Genomic DNA, 19,940 nt, shown 5'->3' with positions numbered 1-19,940 from the left:
GCCATCGTGGAGAAATTCGGGCGCCCCTGTTGCGAGATTGCGTCAAGAGCCAGGCCTTCGGTGCCGAAGGCTCGGATCGCGATGCTCAGAGGGCGATGCTCAGATGGCGATGTTCAGATGGCTTGGACTTCGCGGATCTCGGGCAGGAAGTGGCGGAACAGGTTCTGCACGCCGTGGCGCAGGGTGGCGGTGGAGGACGGGCAGCCGGAACAGGCGCCCTTCATCTCCAGGTAGACCACGCCCTCCTTGTAACCCCGGAAGGTGATGTCGCCGCCATCGCCCGCCACGGCGGGGCGCACGCGGGTCTCCAGCAGATCCTTGATCGTCTCGACCGTCTCGATGTCGGCCGGGTCGAAGAACTCCTCCGCATCCTCGCTGCCCGCGACGTGGCCCTCGGCCAGCACGGGGGCGCCGGACTGGAAATGCTCCATGATCGCGCCGAGGACCGCCGGCTTCACCTGCGGCCAGAGGTTGTCGTCCTCCGCCTTGGTGACGGAGATGAAGTCGTGCCCGAGATAGACGCCGGAGACGCCCGCGACGTCGAACAGGCGGCTCGCGAGCGGCGAGCGGGCGGCGGCCTCGGCGTCGCGCGCCTCGAAGGTGCCTTCGGTCAGCACCACGCGGCCGGGCAGGAACTTCAGGGTGGCGGGGTTTGGGGTGGCTTCGGTCTGGATGAACATGGTGGGATGAATCCTCGTCCGCTGCGCCGGTTCAAGGCCGGCCGGGAATGGCGCCGGAACGCCCCGTCGCCGCTCTTCATGTGGACCGCGCCGGTGATTTTCTCAACTGCGCCGCCTGTGCGCCGCCTGCGCGGACCGTTCGTCCGACGCTGTTGGACAAGCGGGCACACCTCGTGTAAGGCCCGCCTCAACTCAAAACAGGATGCCGAAATCCTGACGCACGCGATCCCATCCGGGGATCACGGGCGCGCACCGGCAGGATATGAACCATGAACATCATCCAGCAGCTCGAGCAGGAGCAGATCGCTGCGCTCGGCAAGACCATCCCCGATTTCCAGCCCGGCGACACCGTGACGGTGAACGTGAAGGTGAAGGAAGGCGAGCGCACCCGCGTGCAGGCCTACGAGGGCGTCTGCATCGGCCGCTCCGGCGGCGGCCTCAACGAGAGCTTCACCGTCCGCAAGATCTCCTACGGCGAGGGCGTCGAGCGCGTGTTCCCGCTCTACTCGCCGCTGATCGATTCGATCGCCGTGGTCCGCCGCGGCAAGGTGCGCCGCGCCAAGCTGTACTACCTGCGCGACCGTCGCGGTAAGTCCGCCCGCATCGTCGAGCGCGCCGACCGCCCTGCCGAGAAGGCCGCCAAGGCCGATGCCTCGAAGGCGAACAAGGACGCCCGCAAGGCCGAGAAGGCCGCCAAGAGCGCCGCGAAGACCGCCGCCGAGTAATTTTTTGGAGGTTCGGGCGCGGTCCGCCGCGCCCGAGACGTCCGGTCGATCGAGCCCATCCGGGAAACCGGGTGGGCTTTTTGTTTACCGATGGGCCACCTCGGATACCGCAGGCGCGATCCTCTGAACGGCAAGGCGATCTGCGGTGGTTTTACCCGGTCATTTCGGTTCGCCACAGGCGAGACCGGAAACCAGAATCGCCAACAGCGTAAAATTCCGCACCCCCTGCGTTTCTGGATCCTGGGTTCCGCCATGCGGAATCAGGATGACGGGGTGCCGACATCGCTCTTTCGAGCAGCGCCGCGGCATAGGCATACGCTCTGCTGTCCGAGCGAGCGGACCCGGACCATGTCCCGAGCGATCCATCTGGAAAAGATACCGAACGAAAAAAAAGCCCCGCAGGATCATCGATCCTGCGGGGCTCGGTTTCAAAGCTCAGGGAGCCGGCGGAGCCTTACTCGGCGGCGATGCTGTGCGCCTGACTGCCGTCGGTGTAGGTCTCGGCCACGAGGCGCTTGCCCGGAGCCGCCCGGCCCGGGAGCGGCGGCAGGGCGCGCGCCTTCTCCAGGTCGATGCCCGCACCCTCGGCGACGCGGCGGCCGTAATCCTCGTCCGCGTGCAGGAAGTGCCAGACCATGCGCAGCTGGATGGCTTCCGGGCACTGCTTCATGTCGCCGACGAGGTTGGCGATCAGGTCGTCGCGCTCCCAATCCTGGAACGAGCGGTAGCGCACGCCGGCCTGGGTGTAGTCGTCCTCGGTGCGCGAGGTCTGGTAGCGGCCGAGATTGCCGCTCACGGGCTGGTGGTAGTCCTTGGCGGGCTTGGGCGCCTCGCGCAGGCCCTCGGCCAGGGTCGAGGGCTCGTAGTTGATGTGCCGGTTCGGCCCCGTGCCGTCGACGCCGTAGGTCATCTGGCCGTCGCGCTGGTTCGAATAGACCTTCACGCCGGGCTGCGGCGCGTTGATCGGCAGCTGCAGGTAATTGGCGCCGACGCGGTAGCGCTGCGTGTCCGAGTAGGACAGCGTCCGGCCCTGGAGCATCTTGTCGTCCGAGAAGTCGATGCCGTCCACGAGCACGCCCGTGCCGAAGGCCGACTGCTCGACTTCCGCGAAGAAGTTGTCCGGCACGCGGTCGAGCACCATGCGGCCCACGGGCAGGAGCGGGAAGTCCTCCACCGGCCACAGCTTGGTGTCGTCGAGGGGATCGAACGACAGGTGATCGTTCGGGCCGTCCGGCATGATCTGCACGCAGAACTCCCACTCGGGGAAGTTGCCCTTGGAGATGTTGTCATAGAGGTCGCGCGTGGCGTGGCCGACATCCCTGCCCTGGATCTCGGCGGCCTGCGCGGAGGTCAGGTTGCGGATGCCCTGCTTGGGCTCCCAGTGGAACTTGCAGAGCACGGCCTCGCCCTGGTCGTTGACGAGCTTGTAGGTGTTGACGCCCGAGCCTTCCATCTCGCGATAGTTGGCCGGGATGCCCCACGGGGACTTCAGATGCGTCACCATGTGGATCGCTTCGGGGTGCTGGGCCACGAAGTCGAAGAAGCGCCACGCCTCCTGGCGGTTCGTCACCGGGTCCGGCTTGAACGCATGGATCATGTCGGGGAACTTGATCGCGTCGCGGATGAAGAAGACCTTGAGGTTGTTGCCAACCAGATCCCAGTTGCCGTCCACGGTCTTGAACTTCACCGCGAAGCCGCGCGGGTCGCGCTCGGTCTCAGGCGACTCCTTGGCGCCCGCCACGGTGGAGAAGCGCACGAACATCGGCGTCTTCACGCCGGTTTCGTTGAGGACGCGGGCACGGGTGTACTTGGAGGCCGGCTCGTTGCCGATCTTGCCGTAGGCCTCGAAGTAGCCGTGGGCGCCGGCGCCGCGGGCATGGACCACGCGCTCGGGGATTCGCTCGCGGTCGAAATGGGTGATCTTCTCGATGAACTGGTAGTTCTCGAGGGTCGCGGGGCCGCGCTCGCCGACCGTGCGGGTGCTCTGGTTGTCGCGAACCGGGTGGCCCTGGCGGGTCGTCAGAATCGGGCGCTGATCGCTCATGCGGTGCTCTCTCGCTCGTAATGAAGCCCGACGCGGCTTTGGCCGCATCCAGGCTTCGGAAGTGGTCCAGACCTTGGAATGGTTCTGAGACGCCCTTATGAACCGCGCCCGGCCATTTGGCTAATGCATCGTGGCGAACGGAATGATAGGCACAGCCTATGAACATGTCGGGCCTGTCCCTGCGTGACCTCGAATACGTGGTCGCGGTCGCCGAGGAGATGCATTTCGGGCGGGCCGCCGAGCGCTGCAACGTGAGCCAGCCGACCCTGAGCGTGCAGGTCCGCAAGCTCGAAGAGTTGCTCGGCATCACGCTGTTCGAGCGCGGCAACCGCCGGGTGATGCTGACGCCGGCCGGGCAGACCATCGTGCGGCAGGCCCGCATCGTGATGGCCGAGGCGCAGCGCCTCCTGGTCCTGGCGAGCGAAGGGCGCGGCGCGCCGCTCACCGGGCGCCTCGTGCTGGCCGCGATCCAGACGCTGGGGCCCTACCTGTTCCCGCTAATCCTGCGCACGCTGCGGCAGGAATTTCCGCTCCTCGCCCTGGCACTCAGCGAGGCGCGGACGGCGGAGATCCTGGAGGGCCTGCGCAACGGCCGCATCGATGCCGCCCTCGTCTCCCTGCCGGTGCCGGCCTCGGGGCTTACGGTCTCGCCCCTCTTCGTCGAGCCGTTCCAGCTCGCCTGCCCGGCCGAGCACCCCCTGGCGCGTGGCGGCGCGCTGCGCGCCACCGACATCGCCGGGCCGGACCTGCTCCTCCTCGACGAGGGCAATTGCCTGCGCGACCAGACGGTGGCGGCCTGCGGCGCCGGCTCGGCGGCCGGGCGCCACGCCACCAGCCTGGAGACCCTGCGCTCGATGGTGGCGGCGGGCGCCGGCTACACCCTGCTGCCGGCGCTGGCGGTTCCCTCCGGCCCCGACCCGAGCGGCCTGACGGTGACGCGCAGCTTCGACGTCGACGGGCCGGGCCGCACCGTCGCGCTGGCCTGGCGCACCAGCGACCCGCGCGCCGACGGCCTCGCGCATCTGGCCGCCTTCTTCCGCGCGCATGCGCCCGCCAGCACCACGGCCTGCCGCGACGACGGCATGCCGCGCGCGCCGTGACAGCGTGGCAGATCCGGTGTAGCGCCCGGCCGGCGGGCGTTCCTGCCCGGACCCAATCCTTCGGCATTCCCGTGCTCGACCTGCGATTCCTCGGCCGTTGGGCGGCGCTCCTCGCGGCCTCCGGACTCCTCGCCTACGGCCTCCACCGGGGGCATTTTCCGGCTGCCCTCCTGCTGGGACCGATGGTGGCGGCGATCGCCTTCGGCGTCGGCGGGGCGAACCTGTCGGTGCCGAAGCTCGGCTTCCAGGCGGCGCAGGCGATGATCGGCTGCCTCGTCGCCCACACGGTCACGGGCGAGATCGTCGCCACGGTGGTGGATGACGGCGTCCTGATCCTGGCCGTCGTCCTCGTCACCGTCATGGTGGGCGGCGCGGTCGGCTGGATCCTGACCCGGCTGCGCATCCTGCCCGGCACCACCGCCGCCTGGGGCTCGTCCCCCGGCGGGGCCGCCGCCATGGTGGCGATGTCGGAGGAATACGGTGCCGATCCGCGCCTCGTCGCCTTCATGCAATACGTGCGGGTCGTCGCGGTGGTGCTCTCGGCCTCGGTGATGGCCCGCCTGCTGACGGACGTCTCCGGTCCCGGCCCGGCCCCCTCGGCGCCCACCGCCGTGACGGGCGCGCCCCTCGCCGTGCTGGCGACCCTCGCGGTGGCCGCCAGCGGCGCATCGCTGGCGAAACTGCTGCGCCTGCCCGCCTTCGCGCTGACCGGTCCGATGCTGCTCGGCGCGGCGCTCCACGCCTCCGGCCTCGTCTCGATGGCGCTGCCGATGCCGATCCTCGACCTCGCCTACGCCACCATCGGCTGGTATGTCGGCCTGCGCTTCCGGCGCGAGACCCTGCGCGAGACCTTCAGCGCGCTGCCCGGCATCCTCGTGGCCACGCTCGGCGTCATCGCGCTCTGCGGCGGCTGGGCCTACGGGCTGACCTTCCTGCTCCCCATCGACTTCCTCACCGCCTACCTCGCCACCAGCCCCGGCGGCCTCGATTCGGTGGCGATCATCGCGGTCGGCTCGAAGGTCGACGTCTCCTTCGTCCTCGCCGTGCAGACGCTGCGGCTCTTCGTGGTGCTGGTGACCGGCCCCGTCCTGGCGAAATGGATCGCGCGCGGCGCGCCGGCCGGCCCCTGAGATGCACGCCCTCTACCTCGCCTTCCTGAATTCCTGGCGCGGCCTCGCGCACGGGGCCCGCACCGAGCGCGCGATCCGGCTCGAACTCGTGCTCCTCCTCCTCGGCGCGCCGCTGGCGCTGCTGCTGGGCGCCACCCTCTGGGTGCGGGTGGCGCTGCTGGCGAGCCTGCTCCTGATGCTGTGCGCCGAGTTCCTGAACACCGCGATCGAGAAGCTGTGCGACCATCTCCATCCGGACCACCACCCGCGGATCGGCATCGTCAAGGACTTGGCCTCGGCCGGCACGTTCTCGGCGCAGGGCATCGCGGCCCTGGTCTGGATCGCGGCGCTGATCGAGCGGCTGGTCTGAACGGATATCCCGAGACGGCGCTCGTCGCGCGTAAGCACGAGGCGGCCGATCCGCCCGCGCTCGCTTCTCGCGCGCCGAGCGCCTATGTGCGGGCGACAGCCAACCGCACAACCGCATCACCGGAGCCCGTGTCTCCTTGACCGATTACATCCGCAAGATCCTCACCGCCCGCGTCTACGATGTGGCCATCGAGAGCCCGCTCGATCCGATGCCGCGCATGTCGGCGCGCCTCGGCCGTCCGGTGCTGCTGAAGCGCGAGGACCTGCAGCCGGTGTTCTCGTTCAAGCTGCGGGGTGCCTACAACAAAATGTCGGGTCTCGATCCCGTGCTGCTGGCCCAGGGCGTCGTCTGCGCCTCGGCCGGCAACCATGCGCAGGGCGTGGCGCTGGCCGCCGCCCGGCTGAACGTACGCGCCGTGATCGTGATGCCGCGCACCACCCCGGCGATCAAGGTCGATGCCTGCCGGGCGCGGGGCGCCGAGGTGGTGCTGTTCGGCGATACCTTCGACGAGGCCCTGGGCCGTGCCCGCGAACTGGAGGCCGCGGAGGGGCTGACCTTCCTCCATCCCTTCGACGATCCGGACGTGATCGCCGGCCAGGGCACGATCGGGATGGAGATCCTGACCCAGCATTCCGGGCCGATCGAGGCCATCTTCGTGCCCATCGGCGGCGGCGGACTCGCGGCCGGGATCGCCACGTTCGTGAAGTACCTGCGGCCCGAGACCAAGGTGATCGGCGTGGAGCCGGACGATGCCGCCTGCATGGCGGCGGCGCTGGCGGCGGGGAAGCGGGTGGTGCTGCCCAGCGTCGGGCTCTTCGCCGACGGCGTCGCCGTGCGCGAGGCCGGCGCCGAGACCTTCCGGCTCTGCCGCGAGTTCCTCGACGAGGTCATCACCGTCGACACCGACGCGATGTGCGCGGCGGTCAAGGACATCTTCGACGACACGCGGGCGATCTCCGAGCCCTCGGGCGCGCTCGCGCTGGCCGGGGCCAAGGCCTACGCGGCCCGCGAGGGCGCGGGCAGCGGCACGCTGGTGGCGATCTCGAGCGGCGCCAATCTCAATTTCGACCGCCTGCGCCACATCGCCGAGCGCTCCGAGATCGGCGAGCAGCGCGAGGTCCTGCTCGGCGTCACCATCCCCGAGCGTCCGGGCGCCTACCGGTCCTTCATCCAGACGCTGGGCCCCCGCGCGATCACCGAGTTCAACTACCGCCACGCCGAATCCGCCGACGCGCAGATCTTCGTCGGCATCAACCTCGCGGGCGGCCTGCGAGAGAAGCACGCGCTCATCGAATCGCTCAACGCCGCCGGCTACCGGGCCGTCGACATGAGCGACAACGAGATGGCCAAGGTGCATATCCGCTACATGGTGGGCGGCCGCGCCACGGGGCTCGCCAACGAGCGGCTCTACCGCTTCCAGTTCCCGGAGCGTCCCGGCGCGCTGATGAAGTTCCTCGACGCGCTGGGCGAGGGGTTCGACATCACTCTGTTCCATTACCGCAACCACGGGGCGGATTACGGCCGCGTGCTCGCGGGCATCGACGTCCCGCCGGCCGAGCGCGCCCGCTTCGACGCGGCGATCGAGGCGCTGCACTATCCGTGCTTCGACGAGACCGACAATCCGGCCTACCGGATGTTCCTCGACGATGGCCGCGCGTCGGATCGGTCCGCCGCCTGACGATCGGACGGGCCACGTCCCCCGTTCGCGCCGTTCGCCATGCCGGTCAGAATGAGGCGATGGAGCCCGGGCCGCAGCGCCCCCGCGCGTCGGCACGGGGCCGCGCGAGTAAGTTGCATCCGCCCGGAAGGTTCAAAAATTTTTAGCACGTATGTGTGAGACTGAGATCCCACGAACGGATCGGTCGACTGCAATGGCGCGCCTTACAAGTCTCAACCTTCGCCTACCGGCGATCACGGTGGGGCTCGCCCTCGTCAGCGCGACCGTGATGGGCGGCTTGAGCTGGTATAGCGCGCGGACCGCCCTCACCGAATCCGCGCAGGAGCGCCTGCAATTCGCCGCCTCCGCTCGAAAGACCGGGATTGAACTCGTCGCGGAGCGGGTGGCCGGCGATCTCGCGACCCTGGCGGGCAATCCACAGATCAGCGGCAATTTCGGCGACCTCGTCGAAGCCCTCGACCCTGCCAGGGCGGATTTCGCGCAGCTCGTCGGCACCTATACGGCCGGCGCCACCCTCGAGGCGCGCCTGGGGGCCGAGGCCCCCGGGACGATGTACGGACGCCGCCACGCCAAGGTTCAGGAGGTGGCCCGCAAGCTTCTCGACCGCCCGGGCTACGCCGACCTCGTCTTCGTGTCCGAGGACGGCCGGATCGTCTACACCACCACCAAGGGAGCCGATTTCGGCTATGCCCTCGCGGAGCCGGATCTCGGCCGCACGGGCCTCGCCCGTCTGGTCGAACGGCTGAAGGCGGCGAATTCCGACGCCACGCTCTACGAGGATTACGCCGCCTACCCGGCCGCGGCCGCCCCGGCCGCCTTCATCGGCCGTGCCATCGCCCGCCGGGCCAACGTCGCAATGGGAACGGCCCAGGACGCGGCCCGGATCGGCTTCGTGGTGATGCGCCTGACGCCCGACCTGTTCGACCGGACCCTGTCCGATCGCGGCGGGCTCGGCGAGACCGGCCAGGTCATGGCCGTCGGCGCCGATGGCCTCCTGCGCAGCAATCCGCCGCTGTCCCGCGCCGTCACCGCCGGCAAGCCCGCCACGGACCTCGGCCTCGACCGGACCTTCCTGGCGAGCGACCGTCCCTTCACCTACGCGCACGGGCAGGGGCGGAACATGGCCGCCACCGACAAGGTCTTCGTGCTCGGCGCCCCCTGGACCATCCTGGCGGAGCAGGCGGAAGACGAGACGCTGGCGGCGGTCGGTACGCTGACCCGGGCCCTCGCCGTATCCGCATTGGCCGTCCTGGCGGCCACGGCGATCCTGGGCCTGCTCTTCGCCCGGACGATCGTCGGCCCGCTCGGCGCCCTGACGCGGGCGCTGCAAGCCCTCGCCCGCCGCGAGACGCTGGCCGAAGTGCCGGGCAGCCGCCGGGTCGACGAGATCGGCGACATCGCCCGCGCCGTCGTCACCATCCGCGACATCTCGCTCGAGGAGGCGGCGCAGCAACTCCAGAGCACCGAGGCGGCGCGCCTGCGCCAGGAGACCGAGCGGCGCGCCCTGCTGCGCGATCTCGCCGACCGCTTCGAGCGCTCCGTCGGCGGCATCGTCGCCACCGTGACCCAGGCCTCGTCCGACCTCCAGGGCGCCGCGACCGGCATGACCGAGGCGGTCGCCGGCACCGCGCGCCGCTCGAGTTCCGCCGCCGCGACGGCCCTTGAGACCGCCAGCAACGTCAATGCCGTGGCGGTGGCGGCCGAGGAACTGGGCGCCACGGTGGGCGAGATCGGCCGGCAGGTGGAACAGGCCTCGACCATGTCGAGCGATGCCGTGGCGGAGGCGGGCCGCACCGCCGCGACCATGCAGGCGCTCTCCGAGGCCGCCACCCGCATCGGCGACGTGGTCGGCCTCGTCTCGCAGATCGCCAGCCAGACCAACCTGCTGGCGCTGAACGCGACCATCGAGGCGGCGCGCGCCGGCGAGGCGGGACGCGGTTTCGCGGTCGTGGCCGCCGAGGTGAAGAGCCTGGCCGAGCAGACCGGCCGGGCCACCACGGAGATCGCCGAGCAGGTCGACGCCATCCGGACGGCGACCTCCGGTGCCACGGGGGCGATTCGCAGTATCGTGACGCGGATCGAGGGCATGAGCGTCGTGACCAGCAGCATCGCGGCCGCCGTCGAGGAGCAGGGCGTGACGACTCAGGAGATCGTGCGCAACATGGGCCAGGCCTCGTCGGGCACCGGCGCCATGAGCCACGACATCGAGGCCGTGGCCCGTTCGGCGGACGAGGCCGGCGCCACGGCGGCCCGGGTGCAGCGGGCCTCCTCGGATCTTTCACGCCAGTCGGAGCACCTGCGGGCGGAAGTCGGCAGCTTCCTCGCCACCGTCCGGGCCGCCTGAGCGGACCCGGCCCGGAGGCGACGGCATGGGCCGGCGGCGTCCGCCGGCCTTGACCCTCCGGTGGTCTTGGCTCCAATGCGCCGCCTCAACCGGGACGCACCGCCGATGCCGCCGCTCCTCGCCCTGCCCTTTCCCGCCATCGATCCGGTGGCGGTCGCGATCGGGCCGATCACCATCAAGTGGTACGCGCTCGCCTACATCGTCGGCCTGCTCGGCGGCTGGTACTACGCCCGCCGGCTGGTGGCGGCGGACCGGTACTGGGGCGTGGTGCGCCGCCCGAGCCTGAACGACATCGACGATCTCATCGTCTGGGTGGCGCTCGGCGTCGTGCTCGGCGGCCGCATCGGCTACGTGCTGTTCTACAACCTGCCGCTCTATCTCGCCGACCCGATCGAGATCCTGGCCATCCGCAACGGCGGCATGTCCTTCCACGGCGGCTTCCTCGGCGCCGTCCTGGCGATGGTGCTGTTCGCGCGGGCCCGCAAGCTCCAGGCCCTCACCCTCCTCGACCTCGCCGCCGTGGTGGTGCCGATCGGGCTGTTCTTCGGGCGCATCGCCAATTTCGTGAACGGCGAACTCTGGGGCCGCATCGCCCCCGACTTTCCCTACGCCATCGTGTTTCCCACGGGCGGCCCCCTGCCCCGCCATCCGAGCCAACTCTACGAGGCGGCGACGGAGGGCGCGCTGCTCTTCGTCGTGATGGCGCTGGCGGTTCGGGCCCGCGGCTTCCGCAAGCCCGGCCTCATGGGGGGCATCTTCGTCCTCGGTTATGCCGTCGCACGAACGTTCTGCGAGTTCTTCCGCGAGCCCGACCGCCAGCTCGGCTACCTGTTCGGCACCGAGGATTGGGCGACCGGCGGGATCACCATGGGCATGGTGCTCTGCGTGCCGATGGCGCTCGTGGGGATCACCGCCATCGTGCTCGCCCTGCGCGGCACGACGCGGCCGCGCGTGGCGATCGAGGCCGAGGCGCCCCCCGCTGAAGCGGACGCCGCGTGACGACGCCGCTCTTCGCCGAGATTCGCGACGAGATCCTGGCCTCGGGTCCGATCGGGCTCGACCGCTACATGGGGCTCTGCCTCGGCCATCCGGTCCACGGTTATTACCGCACCCGCGATCCGCTGGGCGCGCGCGGCGACTTCGTCACCGCCCCCGAGATCAGCCAGATGTTCGGCGAGCTGATCGGGATCTGGATCGCCGCGACCTGGGCCGCCATGGGCGCGCCCGCCGATCTGGCGATCGTGGAACTCGGGCCAGGGCGCGGCACCCTGATGCAGGACGCGCTGCGCGCGCTCGCCCGCGCGGCACCGGACCTGCGCCCCGCGCTCCACCTCGTCGAGACGAGCCCGACCTTGCGGGCCGAGCAGGCCGCGCGCCTGTCCGCCGCCGCGCCGACCTGGCACGAGCGCATCGAGACGCTGCCGCAGGCCCCGATGATCGCGGTCGCCAACGAGTTCTTCGACGCCCTGCCCGTCCGACAGTTCCAGCGCGCCGAGCGCGGCTGGTTCGAGCGTCTCGTCGGCCTCGGGCCGGACGGATCGGCGCTGGCCTTCGGCCTCGCGGCCGAGCCCGACACGCGGATCACGGCGACGGGTCCGAACGGCGTGCTGATGACCCTGCCGGGCGCGGCGCTCGATCTCGCACGCGCCCTCGCCCGCCGGGTCGTGGCGGGCGGCGGCGCGGTGCTGGCGATCGATTACGGTCACGCCCGGCCGGGCTTCGGCGATTCGCTCCAGGCCGTGCGCGAGCACCGCTTCGTCCCCCCGCTGGCCGAGCCGGGGGCGGCCGACCTCACCACCCACGTGGATTTCTCCGCCCTGGGCCGTGCCGCCACGGCCGAAGGGGCGAGGCTTCACGGCCCGGTCGATCAGCGCGACTTCCTCCTCGCCCTGGGCCTGCGCGAGCGCGCCGAGCGGCTGGGACGGGACGCGACCCCCGCGCAGCGGGACGCGATCACGGCGGCGGCGACCCGGCTCACCGACACGTCGCGGCGCGGCATGGGCAGCCTGTTCAAGGCGATGGCTTTCGCCGACCCGGCCTTGCACGCCCTGCCGGCCCTGCCGGCGTCCCGGCCCTAGGCTCGCGCCCGCGCGCGGGACGGCGTGCCTGCGAGCAGGACGACACCTCGACATGGCGGGCGATCCCAAAACTTGACTTGCCCGCGTCATCGGACTAACCGCCTTCCCATTCATACGACGGTTTGATCGTCATCACGAACGCCGACCGGTCCTTCGAGGCCGGAGGTCAACGCCCGACAGCGCGATGCGCCCTCGGGCGGGTTTCGCGTTGGGGACAGGGCGTCGCTCCGGTTCAACCGTCGTCGCCGAGTCCCGATGCCCAACGCTCCCGCGAACACGACCCTGCGCATCGAGGATGCGGTGAACGACACCTGCCCCTGGTCGGGCAAGCCGATCGCGGCCGACTCGCTCACCCTCTACAACGGCGCGGTGGTGGGGTTCTGCAACCCCGAGTGCCGGGACAAGTTCGCCAAGGCGATTCGCGGCTTCGAGGACGCGCTCCAGGCGCGCCGGGCCGAGAGCGCGGGCATCAACCAGTGATCCGATCCGCGTCGATGTCGGTTCAGGGAGCCTGACGCATGTTCGAAGGCCTGTCCGATCGCCTCTCCGGTATCCTCTCCGGCCTGACCCGGCGCGGCGCCCTCACCGAGGCCGACGTCACCGCCGCCCTGCGTGAGGTCCGGCGCGCGCTGCTCGAAGCCGACGTCGCCCTCGAAGTGGTGCGCGGCTTCACCGAGAAGGTGCGCGAGAAGGCGGTCGGCGCCGTCGTCCTGAAGTCGGTCACCCCCGGCCAGATGGTCGTGAAGATCGTCAACGACGAACTCGTGGCCATGCTGGGCTCGGAAGCCGGCATCATCGACCTCAACGCCCCCGCCCCCGTCGCCATCCTGATGGTCGGCCTCCAGGGCTCGGGCAAGACCACCACCACCGCCAAGATCGCGCGCCGGCTCGTCGCCCGCGACAAGCGCCGGGTGCTGCTGGCCTCCCTCGACACCCGCCGCCCGGCGGCGATGGAGCAGCTGGCCATCCTGGCCAAGCAGGTGGAGGTCGAAAGCCTGCCGATCGTGGCCGGCCAGTCCGCGGTGCAGATCGCCCGGCGCGCCATGGATGCGGCGCGGCTCGGCGGCTTCGACGTGGTCATGCTCGACACCGCCGGCCGCATCACGCTGGACGAGGCGCTGATGGCGGAGGCGGCCGAGGTCAAGGCCGCTACCAACCCGCACGAGGTGCTCCTCGTCGCCGACGCGCTCACCGGCCAGGACGCGGTGAACACCGCCCGCGCCTTCGACGAGCGTCTCGGCGTCACCGGCATCGTGCTGACCCGGATGGACGGCGATTCGCGCGGTGGTGCCGCCCTCTCCATGCGCGCCGTCACCGGCAAGCCGATCAAGCTCGTCGGCACCGGCGAGAAGGTCGACGCCCTGGAGGAGTTCCACCCCTCCCGCGTCGCCAACCGCATCCTCGGCATGGGCGACATCGTCTCCCTCGTCGAGAAAGCGGCCGAGACGATCGACCACGAGCAGGCGCTCCGCACCGCGGAGAAGATGCGCAAGGGCAAGTTCGACCTCGACGACCTGTCGATGCAGCTCGCCCAGATGGAGAAGATGGGCGGCATCGGCGGCCTGATGGGCATGCTTCCGGGCATGGGCCAGATCAAGAAGCAGGTCGAGAACGCCAACCTCGACGAGAAGATGTTCAAGCGCCAGCGCGCCATCATCTCGTCGATGACCGCGCAGGAGCGGAAGAATCCCGACCTCCTCAAGAATTCCCGCAAAAAGCGCATCGCGGCGGGCTCGGGGACGAAGGTGGAGGAGCTGAACAAGCTCCTCAAGATGCACCGGACCATGGCCGACATGATGAAGGCCATGGGTTCGGGCAAGCGCGGCATCGGCCAGGCGCTGGGCTCGATGTTCGGCATGGGCGGCGGCGGAGGCATGGGCGGCATGCCCGGCCTGCCCCCCGGCATGCCGGAGCCGACGCCGGAGATGATCGCCGACATGCAGAAGCAGTTCGGCGGCAAGCTCCCCCCGATGCCCCCGGGCCTCGGGGGCAAGATGCCGGGCCTGCCCGGCCTCGGCGGACCGAAGGGCCTTCCGGGCCTCGGCGGTTTCCTGCCGGGCAAGAAGAAGTAGGGGCGGATAGGGCGTAGCGAATAGCGAATGGGTGTCCGATCGGCCTTGTTCGCTACTCACTACGCGCTCTTCGCTCACGACGACCAGCACATCACTTTCAGGAGTCAAGCATGTCCCTCAAGATCCGTCTCACCCGTGGCGGCGCCAAGAAGCGCCCGTATTACCGCATCGTCGTCGCCGATGCCCGCGCCCCCCGCGACGGCCGCTTCATCGACAAGGTCGGCGTGTACGACCCGATGAAGGCCAAGGACGATCCGGCCCGCATCGTGCTCGAGGCCGACAAGATCCAGTCCTGGCTCGCCAAGGGCGCTCAGCCCACCGACCGCGTCCTGCGCTTCCTCGACGCCGCCGGCCTCGCCAAGCGTCCGGCCCGTAACAACCCGCAGAAGGCCGAGCCGGGCGAGAAGGCCAAGGAGCGCGCCGCCAAGCGCGCCGAGAAGGCCGCTGCCCCGGCCGAAGACGCCGCGGCCTGAGGTCCCCGGCATGGCGCGCCGTCCCGGTGGCAACACCCCCCACGGTGACGGCGGCCGCCGTGCGCGGCCCGGCCGCATCGGCAACGATGCGGCCACCTCGGCCCATCGCCCGAAGCCGGAGGGCGACGTCGCCCTGCCGGAAACCGATCCGAGCCTTCTCCGCATGGGCGAGTTCGGACGCGCTCACGGCCTCAACGGCGAGGTCCGGCTGAAATCCTACACCGGCGATCCGCAGGCCATCGCGACCTACGGGCCGCTGATCGGCGGCGACGGCCGGCGCGTCGAACTCACCGAGGTGCGTCAGGCCGGCGGCGCCGCGCCCGACCTCCTGGTCGCGCGCGTGAAGGGCGTCGCGGACCGAACCGGCGCGGAGAGCCTGAACCGGCTCGCGCTCTACCTGCCCCGCGAACGCCTCGGCGCGGTCGCGGACGAGGACGAATTCTTCACGGCCGACCTCGTCGGCCTCACGGTGGTCGATCCGGACGGCACCGTGCTCGGCACCGTCGCGGACGTGCCGAATTACGGCGGCGGCGACCTCCTCGAGATCAAGCCCGCGCTCGGCGGCGCCACCGCGCTCCTGCCCTTCACCAAGACCTTCGTGCCGACCCTCGACATCGCCGGGGGACGGGTGGTGATCGATCCGCCGGAGGACCTGTTCGCGCCGGCCGGGCCGCGTCCGCCCGACGAACCGGCCTGAGGGTCCGGGCGCGATCGGCCTTCCCGGAAGACGGCGCGCATCAGGCCGTCCCGAGGGCGCTCGTCACGAAGGGCGGGCCGGCCGGCGTGATCTCGCGCAGCCGAGCGGAGCGTGTCCGGTTCCGCCCGGCGGCCTTCGCCTCGTACAGGGCGGCATCCGCGAGCCTGTAGAGATCGGGGAGCACCGTGCCCGCCTGGCCCGGGCAACTGGCGAGCCCCACGCTGACGGTGATCGAACCCGGGGCGATGCCGGCAGACGCGACGCCGAGCTTGGCCACCTCGGCATGGACCTTCTCGGCGATGCGTTGCGCGCCCGTCTCGTCCGTATCGGCGAGGAGCATCACGAATTCCTCGCCCCCCACACGGCAGACCAGATCGCCCGGCCGATGCACGCTCGCGGACAGGCACTCCGCCAACCCCCTCAGCACCGCGTCGCCGACGGCATGGCCGTAGCGATCGTTCACGCTCTTGAAGTGGTCGGCATCGACGACGAGAAGGGCTCTCGGCGTCGCCGTCCCCGCCGCACGCGCCGCCCAGCCGGCGAACTCGTCCTCGAACCGGCGCCGGTTCGGGAGGCCCGTCAGTGCATCGGTGACCGACAGGCGGGCGAGTTCGGCCTGCATGGTCGCCCTGTGCCGCAGTTCGCGTCCGAACAGCAGCGACAACCCGATCGTCAGCCCGCACAAAGTCAGCACGATCAGGCCGATGACCAGGGCCTTCGCGCGCCATTCCGCCTCGATGTCCTCGGTGGCCAGGGCCACGTTGAGGATCAGCGGCAGGTTGCCGACCTGCGTGTAGGTGTAGAGCCGCTCGATGCCGTCCCGCACGGAGGTGCCGACGAAATGTCCGCCGCGATCGCTGACGAAGCGCTGGAAGGTCGGAGCACCCGCGACGTTGGCGCCGATATCGGCCTCGACATAGGGATGCCGCATGATGCGCGTGCCATCGCGCAGGTAGAGGTTGATCGCACCCTCCGAGCCCAGCCCGATATTCGCGAACAACTGGCTGAAATAGGACAGTTTCAACGAGATCAGGACGACACCGCCGAAGCGTCCGTCGGCCTTGTCGATGCGCCGGCTCAGGACGACGATCGGAACGCCCAGCAGCCGCGAGAGGACGGGACGGCTGATGACGAGCCCGAGACCCGGCTGCGCGCGATGCGTGCGGAAGTAATCGCGATCGGCATTGTTGACGTGGCGCGCCGGGACGGCATTCGCGTCGATGATGCTGTCGCCGTTCTCGTCGAGCACGAGCATCACGCCGATATCGGTGGCGGTGACCGACCGATCGAACAGGACGAGCTGGCGCAGCTCCGGACTGATGCCCGACACCCCCGGCGCGGAGAGATTGTCCACCACGGCACGCAGCGAGAGATCGACGATCTCGATGTTGCGGGCGATATCGCGCTCGATCACCTGCAGCAGGTTGCGCGACGTCTCTTGCGCCTTGTCCCAGGCATCCTGGCGCAGATCCAGCAGCATCAGACCGGAGACGATCAGCATCCCGATCGGCGCCAGGGTGCCGAGGATGCTCCAGGTGCGCGAAGATCGTAACCAGCGCGTGGTGCGGAACGGCAAACGCATCGGTGGTCCGGGCCCGTTGCAAGATCTCCCAGACATCATCTCACACTAGATCCTAAACCATACTTGCACGATCGAGACGACGTGTGAGATTCGTCACGCCGATCAGCGCGAGACCGGGCTCCGCCGGGTCGCCTCGTCCCGGCACGGCCGGATGGCTCCGGGCTCGGGGCGCGATTCGGGCGACGGCGCCGTGAAAACCGCGAGATAGCCGACGCCCCCGCTCAGGGTGGTGAACCCGGTCTGACGATACCCGGCCGCGGCGAGTTCGCAGGCCAGCAGCGCCGGCGGCGTACCGTGGCGCGCGGGCACGTCGTCGGCATCGACGATGCCGACCGATCCGCCGGGCTTCATCGCGGCGGCGAGGTTGTGGAGCAGGCCGAAGGGCTGGGCGATCTCGTGATACATGTGGACCAGCAAAGCGGCATCGAGGGAGGCCGGCGGCAGGCGCGGGTCGTGCGGCTCGCCCCTGACCACGGTGACGTTGGCGAGATTCGCCTTCGCCATGCGCGCCTCCAGGTCCGCGAGGTATCGCGGCGTCACGTCCTCCGCGTAGATCCGGCCCCCCGGCCCCACCCGCTCCGCGAGGCGGATCGTGTAGTAGCCGCTGCCCGCGCCGATATCGGCAACGCTCTGGCCGGGCACGATTCCCATCAGGCGCGCCACCTGCCCGACCTCGTCGACCGAATCGCGCTGCTTCTCCGAAGCCCAGAGCGGCGCGACGATCTCGGCGACCGGGCGGTCCGGTTTCGGAAAGGCCTTCGCGGGCGCGCCGGGCGGCGCCAGCGGCTCGGCGGCCTTCGCGGGCGTGAGCGTCAGGGTGACGAGGAGCGGGAGCCAGGGACGGATCATGCCGGAACAACCGCTCGGCCGTTCTTCGGTGCCATGTCCGGCATTCGAGGTCCGGCGTTCGGGCGCCACGTTGACCGCGCGCGGGTCGCCGCGCCATCAAGCCCCATGACCGCAGACCGCATGAACGTTTCCACCGCCCCGACCTGGAACGCCACCGTCCTCACGCTCTATCCGGAGATGTTTCCGGGTCCGCTCGGGATCTCCCTCTCCGGCGACGCCCTCATGCGCGGCACCTGGGCGCTGGAGGCGCGCGACATCCGCGAGCACGGCCTCGGCCGTCATCGGGCGGTGGACGACACGCCGGCCGGCGGGGGCGCCGGCATGGTGCTGCGCTGCGACGTCCTCGGGGCCGCCATCGACGCGGCCGCGCCGCCGGACGATTCCCGTCCCCGCCTGCTGATGAGTCCGCGCGGGAAACCCCTCGCCCAGAATCGCGTGCGCGCCCTCAGCGAGGGGCCCGGCGTCGTGCTGGTCTGCGGACGTTTCGAGGGCGTCGACGAGCGGGTCATCGCGGGCCGCGGCCTGGAGGAAGTCTCGATCGGCGATTACATCCTGTCCGGCGGCGAGATCGCCGCCCTGGTCCTCCTTGACGCCTGCATCCGCCTCCTGCCGGGCGTGATGGGCAAGGTCGCCTCGGGCGAGGAGGAAAGCTTCGAGACGGGGCATCTCGAATATCCGCACTACACCCGCCCGCGCGACTGGGAAGGCCGGGCGATTCCCGACGTGCTCACCGGCGGCAACCACGGCGCCATCGCCCGGTGGCGCCGGGCGGAGGCCCTGCGCCTGACGCGCGCGCGCCGGCCGGACCTGTTGCGCCCCGGCGAGGATTGATTCGTACGGCCGGAGGTGCGGATCGAGGCCTGTGCGGCGGCCGGGCGCTTGCGTCTTCGCTTCGGCGGGTTCATTGGCGTCGTCGAGTTCCTCCTCCCCCACGAGGACCTTTCGTCTCAAGGATGACGACCGTGACCAACCGACCCGACACGCGGCCCCGCAGGCCGTATTTCTCGTCCGGCCCCTGTGCCAAGCGCCCCGGCTGGAGCCTTCAGGCCCTGGAGGGGGCGGCGCTCGGCCGCTCGCACCGCTCGGCCATCGGCAAGACCAAGCTCGGACAGGCCATCGACCTCACCCGCAGCGTGCTGCAGGTGCCGGCCGATTACCGGATCGGCATCGTGCCGGCCTCCGACACCGGCGCCGTCGAGATGGCGATGTGGTCGATGCTCGGTCCGAAGACCGTCGAGGTCGTGGCCTGGGAGGCGTTCGGCCTGGAATGGGTCACCGACGCCCTGAAGGAACTCAAGATCGCGCCGCGCGTGCATGTGGGCGCCTACGGCGTCCTGCCGGACCTGTCGGCCGTCGATACGCAGCACAACGACGTCATCTTCACCTGGAACGGCACCGCCGCCGGCGTGCGCGTGCCGAACGGCGACTGGATCGCGGACGACCGCGAGGGCATCACCATCTGCGACGCCACTTCGGCCGCCTTCGCGATGCCGCTCGACTGGGCCAAGCTCGATGTCGTGACCTTCTCCTGGCAGAAGGTGATGGGCGGCGAGGCCGCGCACGGCATGATCGTGCTCTCGCCCCGCGCCGTGGCCCGGATCGAGAGCAACGTCCCGGCCTGGCCGGTGCCGAAGGTCTTCCGTCTCGCCAAGGACGGCAAGCTCATCGAGGGCATCTTCAAGGGCGACACCATCAACACGCCCTCGATGCTCGCGGTGGAGGATTACCTCGACACGCTGAAATGGGCCGAGAGCCTCGGCGGCCTGAGCGCCCTGCACGCCCGGGCCGATGCGAACGCGCGGGTGATCCACGACTGGGTCGCACGCACGCCCTGGATCGGCCACCTCGCGGCCGATGACGGCACCTACAGCAACACCGGAATCTGCCTCGTCATCACCGATCCGGACGTGCTGGCGTTGGGCGATTCCGTCGTCGCCGCCGTGGCCAAGGGCATCGCCGACACCCTCGACCGTGAAGGCGTCGCCTACGATATCGGCGCCTATCGCGACGCCCCGGCGGGCCTGCGCATCTGGTGCGGCGGCACGGTGGAGCGCTCCGACCTTGAAGCGCTGACGCCATGGCTCGACTGGGCCTTCGCGGCCGAGAAGGCGAAGCTCACCCGGGCCGCGTGATGCCGGC

17 protein-coding genes and 1 pseudogene are annotated in these 19,940 nt (G+C 70.3%); 14 read left to right on the top strand and 4 right to left on the bottom strand.

Going from position 1 to position 19,940, the window contains the following annotated elements; translation table 11 throughout:
- Positions 1-113: 113 nt before the first annotated feature.
- Positions 114-680, bottom strand: coding sequence for a NifU family protein (locus MKK54_RS12790; RefSeq protein ID WP_244011345.1), 567 nt, complete (start codon positions 678-680; stop codon positions 114-116).
- 269 nt (positions 681-949) lie between these two features.
- Here MKK54_RS12790 and rplS point away from each other — a divergent pair, with 269 nt between their 5' ends.
- Entirely contained in the window at positions 950-1,405 is a 456-nt protein-coding gene (gene rplS, locus MKK54_RS12785) for a 50S ribosomal protein L19 (RefSeq protein ID WP_244011344.1), read from the top strand.
- 454 nt (positions 1,406-1,859) lie between these two features.
- On the opposite strand, the gene MKK54_RS12780 is transcribed toward rplS, so the two are convergent.
- Entirely contained in the window at positions 1,860-3,449 is a 1,590-nt protein-coding gene (locus MKK54_RS12780) for a catalase (RefSeq protein ID WP_244011343.1), read from the bottom strand.
- Positions 3,450-3,607: 158 nt separating this feature from the next.
- Here MKK54_RS12780 and MKK54_RS12775 point away from each other — a divergent pair, with 158 nt between their 5' ends.
- The 11 genes and pseudogenes from MKK54_RS12775 to rimM all read left to right on the top strand — a co-directional run bounded on the left by MKK54_RS12775 (position 3,608) and on the right by rimM (position 15,370).
- Positions 3,608-4,549: a LysR substrate-binding domain-containing protein gene (locus MKK54_RS12775; protein WP_244011342.1), complete on the top strand. Its 942-nt coding sequence runs from the start codon at positions 3,608-3,610 to the stop codon at positions 4,547-4,549.
- A gap of 71 nt (positions 4,550-4,620) precedes the next feature.
- Positions 4,621-5,679 (top strand): AbrB family transcriptional regulator, encoded by a 1,059-nt coding sequence (locus tag MKK54_RS12770; protein ID WP_244011341.1) that lies wholly within the window; start codon positions 4,621-4,623, stop codon positions 5,677-5,679.
- A gap of 1 nt (position 5,680) precedes the next feature.
- Positions 5,681-6,028: a diacylglycerol kinase gene (locus MKK54_RS12765; RefSeq protein WP_244011340.1), complete on the top strand. Its 348-nt coding sequence runs from the start codon at positions 5,681-5,683 to the stop codon at positions 6,026-6,028.
- A gap of 61 nt (positions 6,029-6,089) precedes the next feature.
- Positions 6,090-7,706: pseudogene (gene ilvA / locus MKK54_RS12760) on the top strand (threonine ammonia-lyase, biosynthetic); the annotation flags it as partial.
- 193 nt (positions 7,707-7,899) lie between these two features.
- Positions 7,900-10,050: a methyl-accepting chemotaxis protein gene (locus MKK54_RS12755; protein ID WP_244011338.1), complete on the top strand. Its 2,151-nt coding sequence runs from the start codon at positions 7,900-7,902 to the stop codon at positions 10,048-10,050.
- A gap of 105 nt (positions 10,051-10,155) precedes the next feature.
- The gene (gene lgt, locus MKK54_RS12750) at positions 10,156-11,049 is read left to right on the top strand and encodes a prolipoprotein diacylglyceryl transferase (RefSeq protein ID WP_244011337.1); all 894 of its coding nucleotides are present in this window, start codon (positions 10,156-10,158) and stop codon (positions 11,047-11,049) included.
- Positions 11,046-12,128 carry a class I SAM-dependent methyltransferase gene (locus MKK54_RS12745; RefSeq protein WP_244011336.1) on the top strand — a complete coding sequence of 361 codons (1,083 nt, stop codon included), beginning with the start codon at positions 11,046-11,048 and terminating at the stop codon, positions 12,126-12,128. Before lgt ends, MKK54_RS12745 begins: the two co-directional genes overlap by 4 nt.
- 255 nt (positions 12,129-12,383) lie before the next feature.
- The gene (locus tag MKK54_RS12740; protein WP_244011335.1) at positions 12,384-12,608 is read left to right on the top strand and encodes a glutathione S-transferase; all 225 of its coding nucleotides are present in this window, start codon (positions 12,384-12,386) and stop codon (positions 12,606-12,608) included.
- A gap of 38 nt (positions 12,609-12,646) precedes the next feature.
- Positions 12,647-14,200 (top strand): signal recognition particle protein, encoded by a 1,554-nt coding sequence (ffh, locus tag MKK54_RS12735; protein WP_244011334.1) that lies wholly within the window; start codon positions 12,647-12,649, stop codon positions 14,198-14,200.
- Positions 14,201-14,310: 110 nt separating this feature from the next.
- Complete coding sequence (gene rpsP, locus MKK54_RS12730) at positions 14,311-14,673, top strand: 30S ribosomal protein S16 (protein WP_056475437.1); 363 nt, start codon at positions 14,311-14,313, stop codon at positions 14,671-14,673.
- A gap of 10 nt (positions 14,674-14,683) precedes the next feature.
- Complete coding sequence (gene rimM, locus MKK54_RS12725) at positions 14,684-15,370, top strand: ribosome maturation factor RimM (RefSeq protein WP_244011333.1); 687 nt, start codon at positions 14,684-14,686, stop codon at positions 15,368-15,370.
- Positions 15,371-15,410: 40 nt separating this feature from the next.
- On the opposite strand, the gene MKK54_RS12720 is transcribed toward rimM, so the two are convergent.
- Both MKK54_RS12720 and MKK54_RS12715 read right to left on the bottom strand, forming a co-directional pair.
- Complete coding sequence (locus MKK54_RS12720) at positions 15,411-16,952, bottom strand: sensor domain-containing diguanylate cyclase (protein ID WP_244011332.1); 1,542 nt, start codon at positions 16,950-16,952, stop codon at positions 15,411-15,413.
- A gap of 102 nt (positions 16,953-17,054) precedes the next feature.
- Positions 17,055-17,801, bottom strand: a complete 747-nt coding sequence (locus MKK54_RS12715) for a class I SAM-dependent methyltransferase (protein WP_244011331.1) — start codon at positions 17,799-17,801, stop codon at positions 17,055-17,057.
- A gap of 120 nt (positions 17,802-17,921) precedes the next feature.
- On the opposite strand from MKK54_RS12715, the gene trmD reads away from it, so the two are divergent.
- A complete protein-coding gene (gene trmD / locus MKK54_RS12710; protein ID WP_244011330.1) occupies positions 17,922-18,632 on the top strand; it encodes a tRNA (guanosine(37)-N1)-methyltransferase TrmD in 711 nt (236 codons plus the stop codon).
- Between the two features lie 122 nt (positions 18,633-18,754).
- Positions 18,755-19,933, top strand: a complete 1,179-nt coding sequence (locus tag MKK54_RS12705) for a phosphoserine transaminase (RefSeq protein ID WP_409564174.1) — start codon at positions 18,755-18,757, stop codon at positions 19,931-19,933.
- The last annotated feature ends 7 nt before the right edge of the window (positions 19,934-19,940 follow it).

It is taken from the genome of Methylobacterium sp. J-068, from assembly GCF_022829445.1.
Lineage (GTDB): Bacteria > Pseudomonadota > Alphaproteobacteria > Rhizobiales > Beijerinckiaceae > Methylobacterium.
The sequence above is the reverse complement of the archived record's forward strand: the minus strand, read 5'-3'. Positions and strand labels throughout refer to the sequence as shown.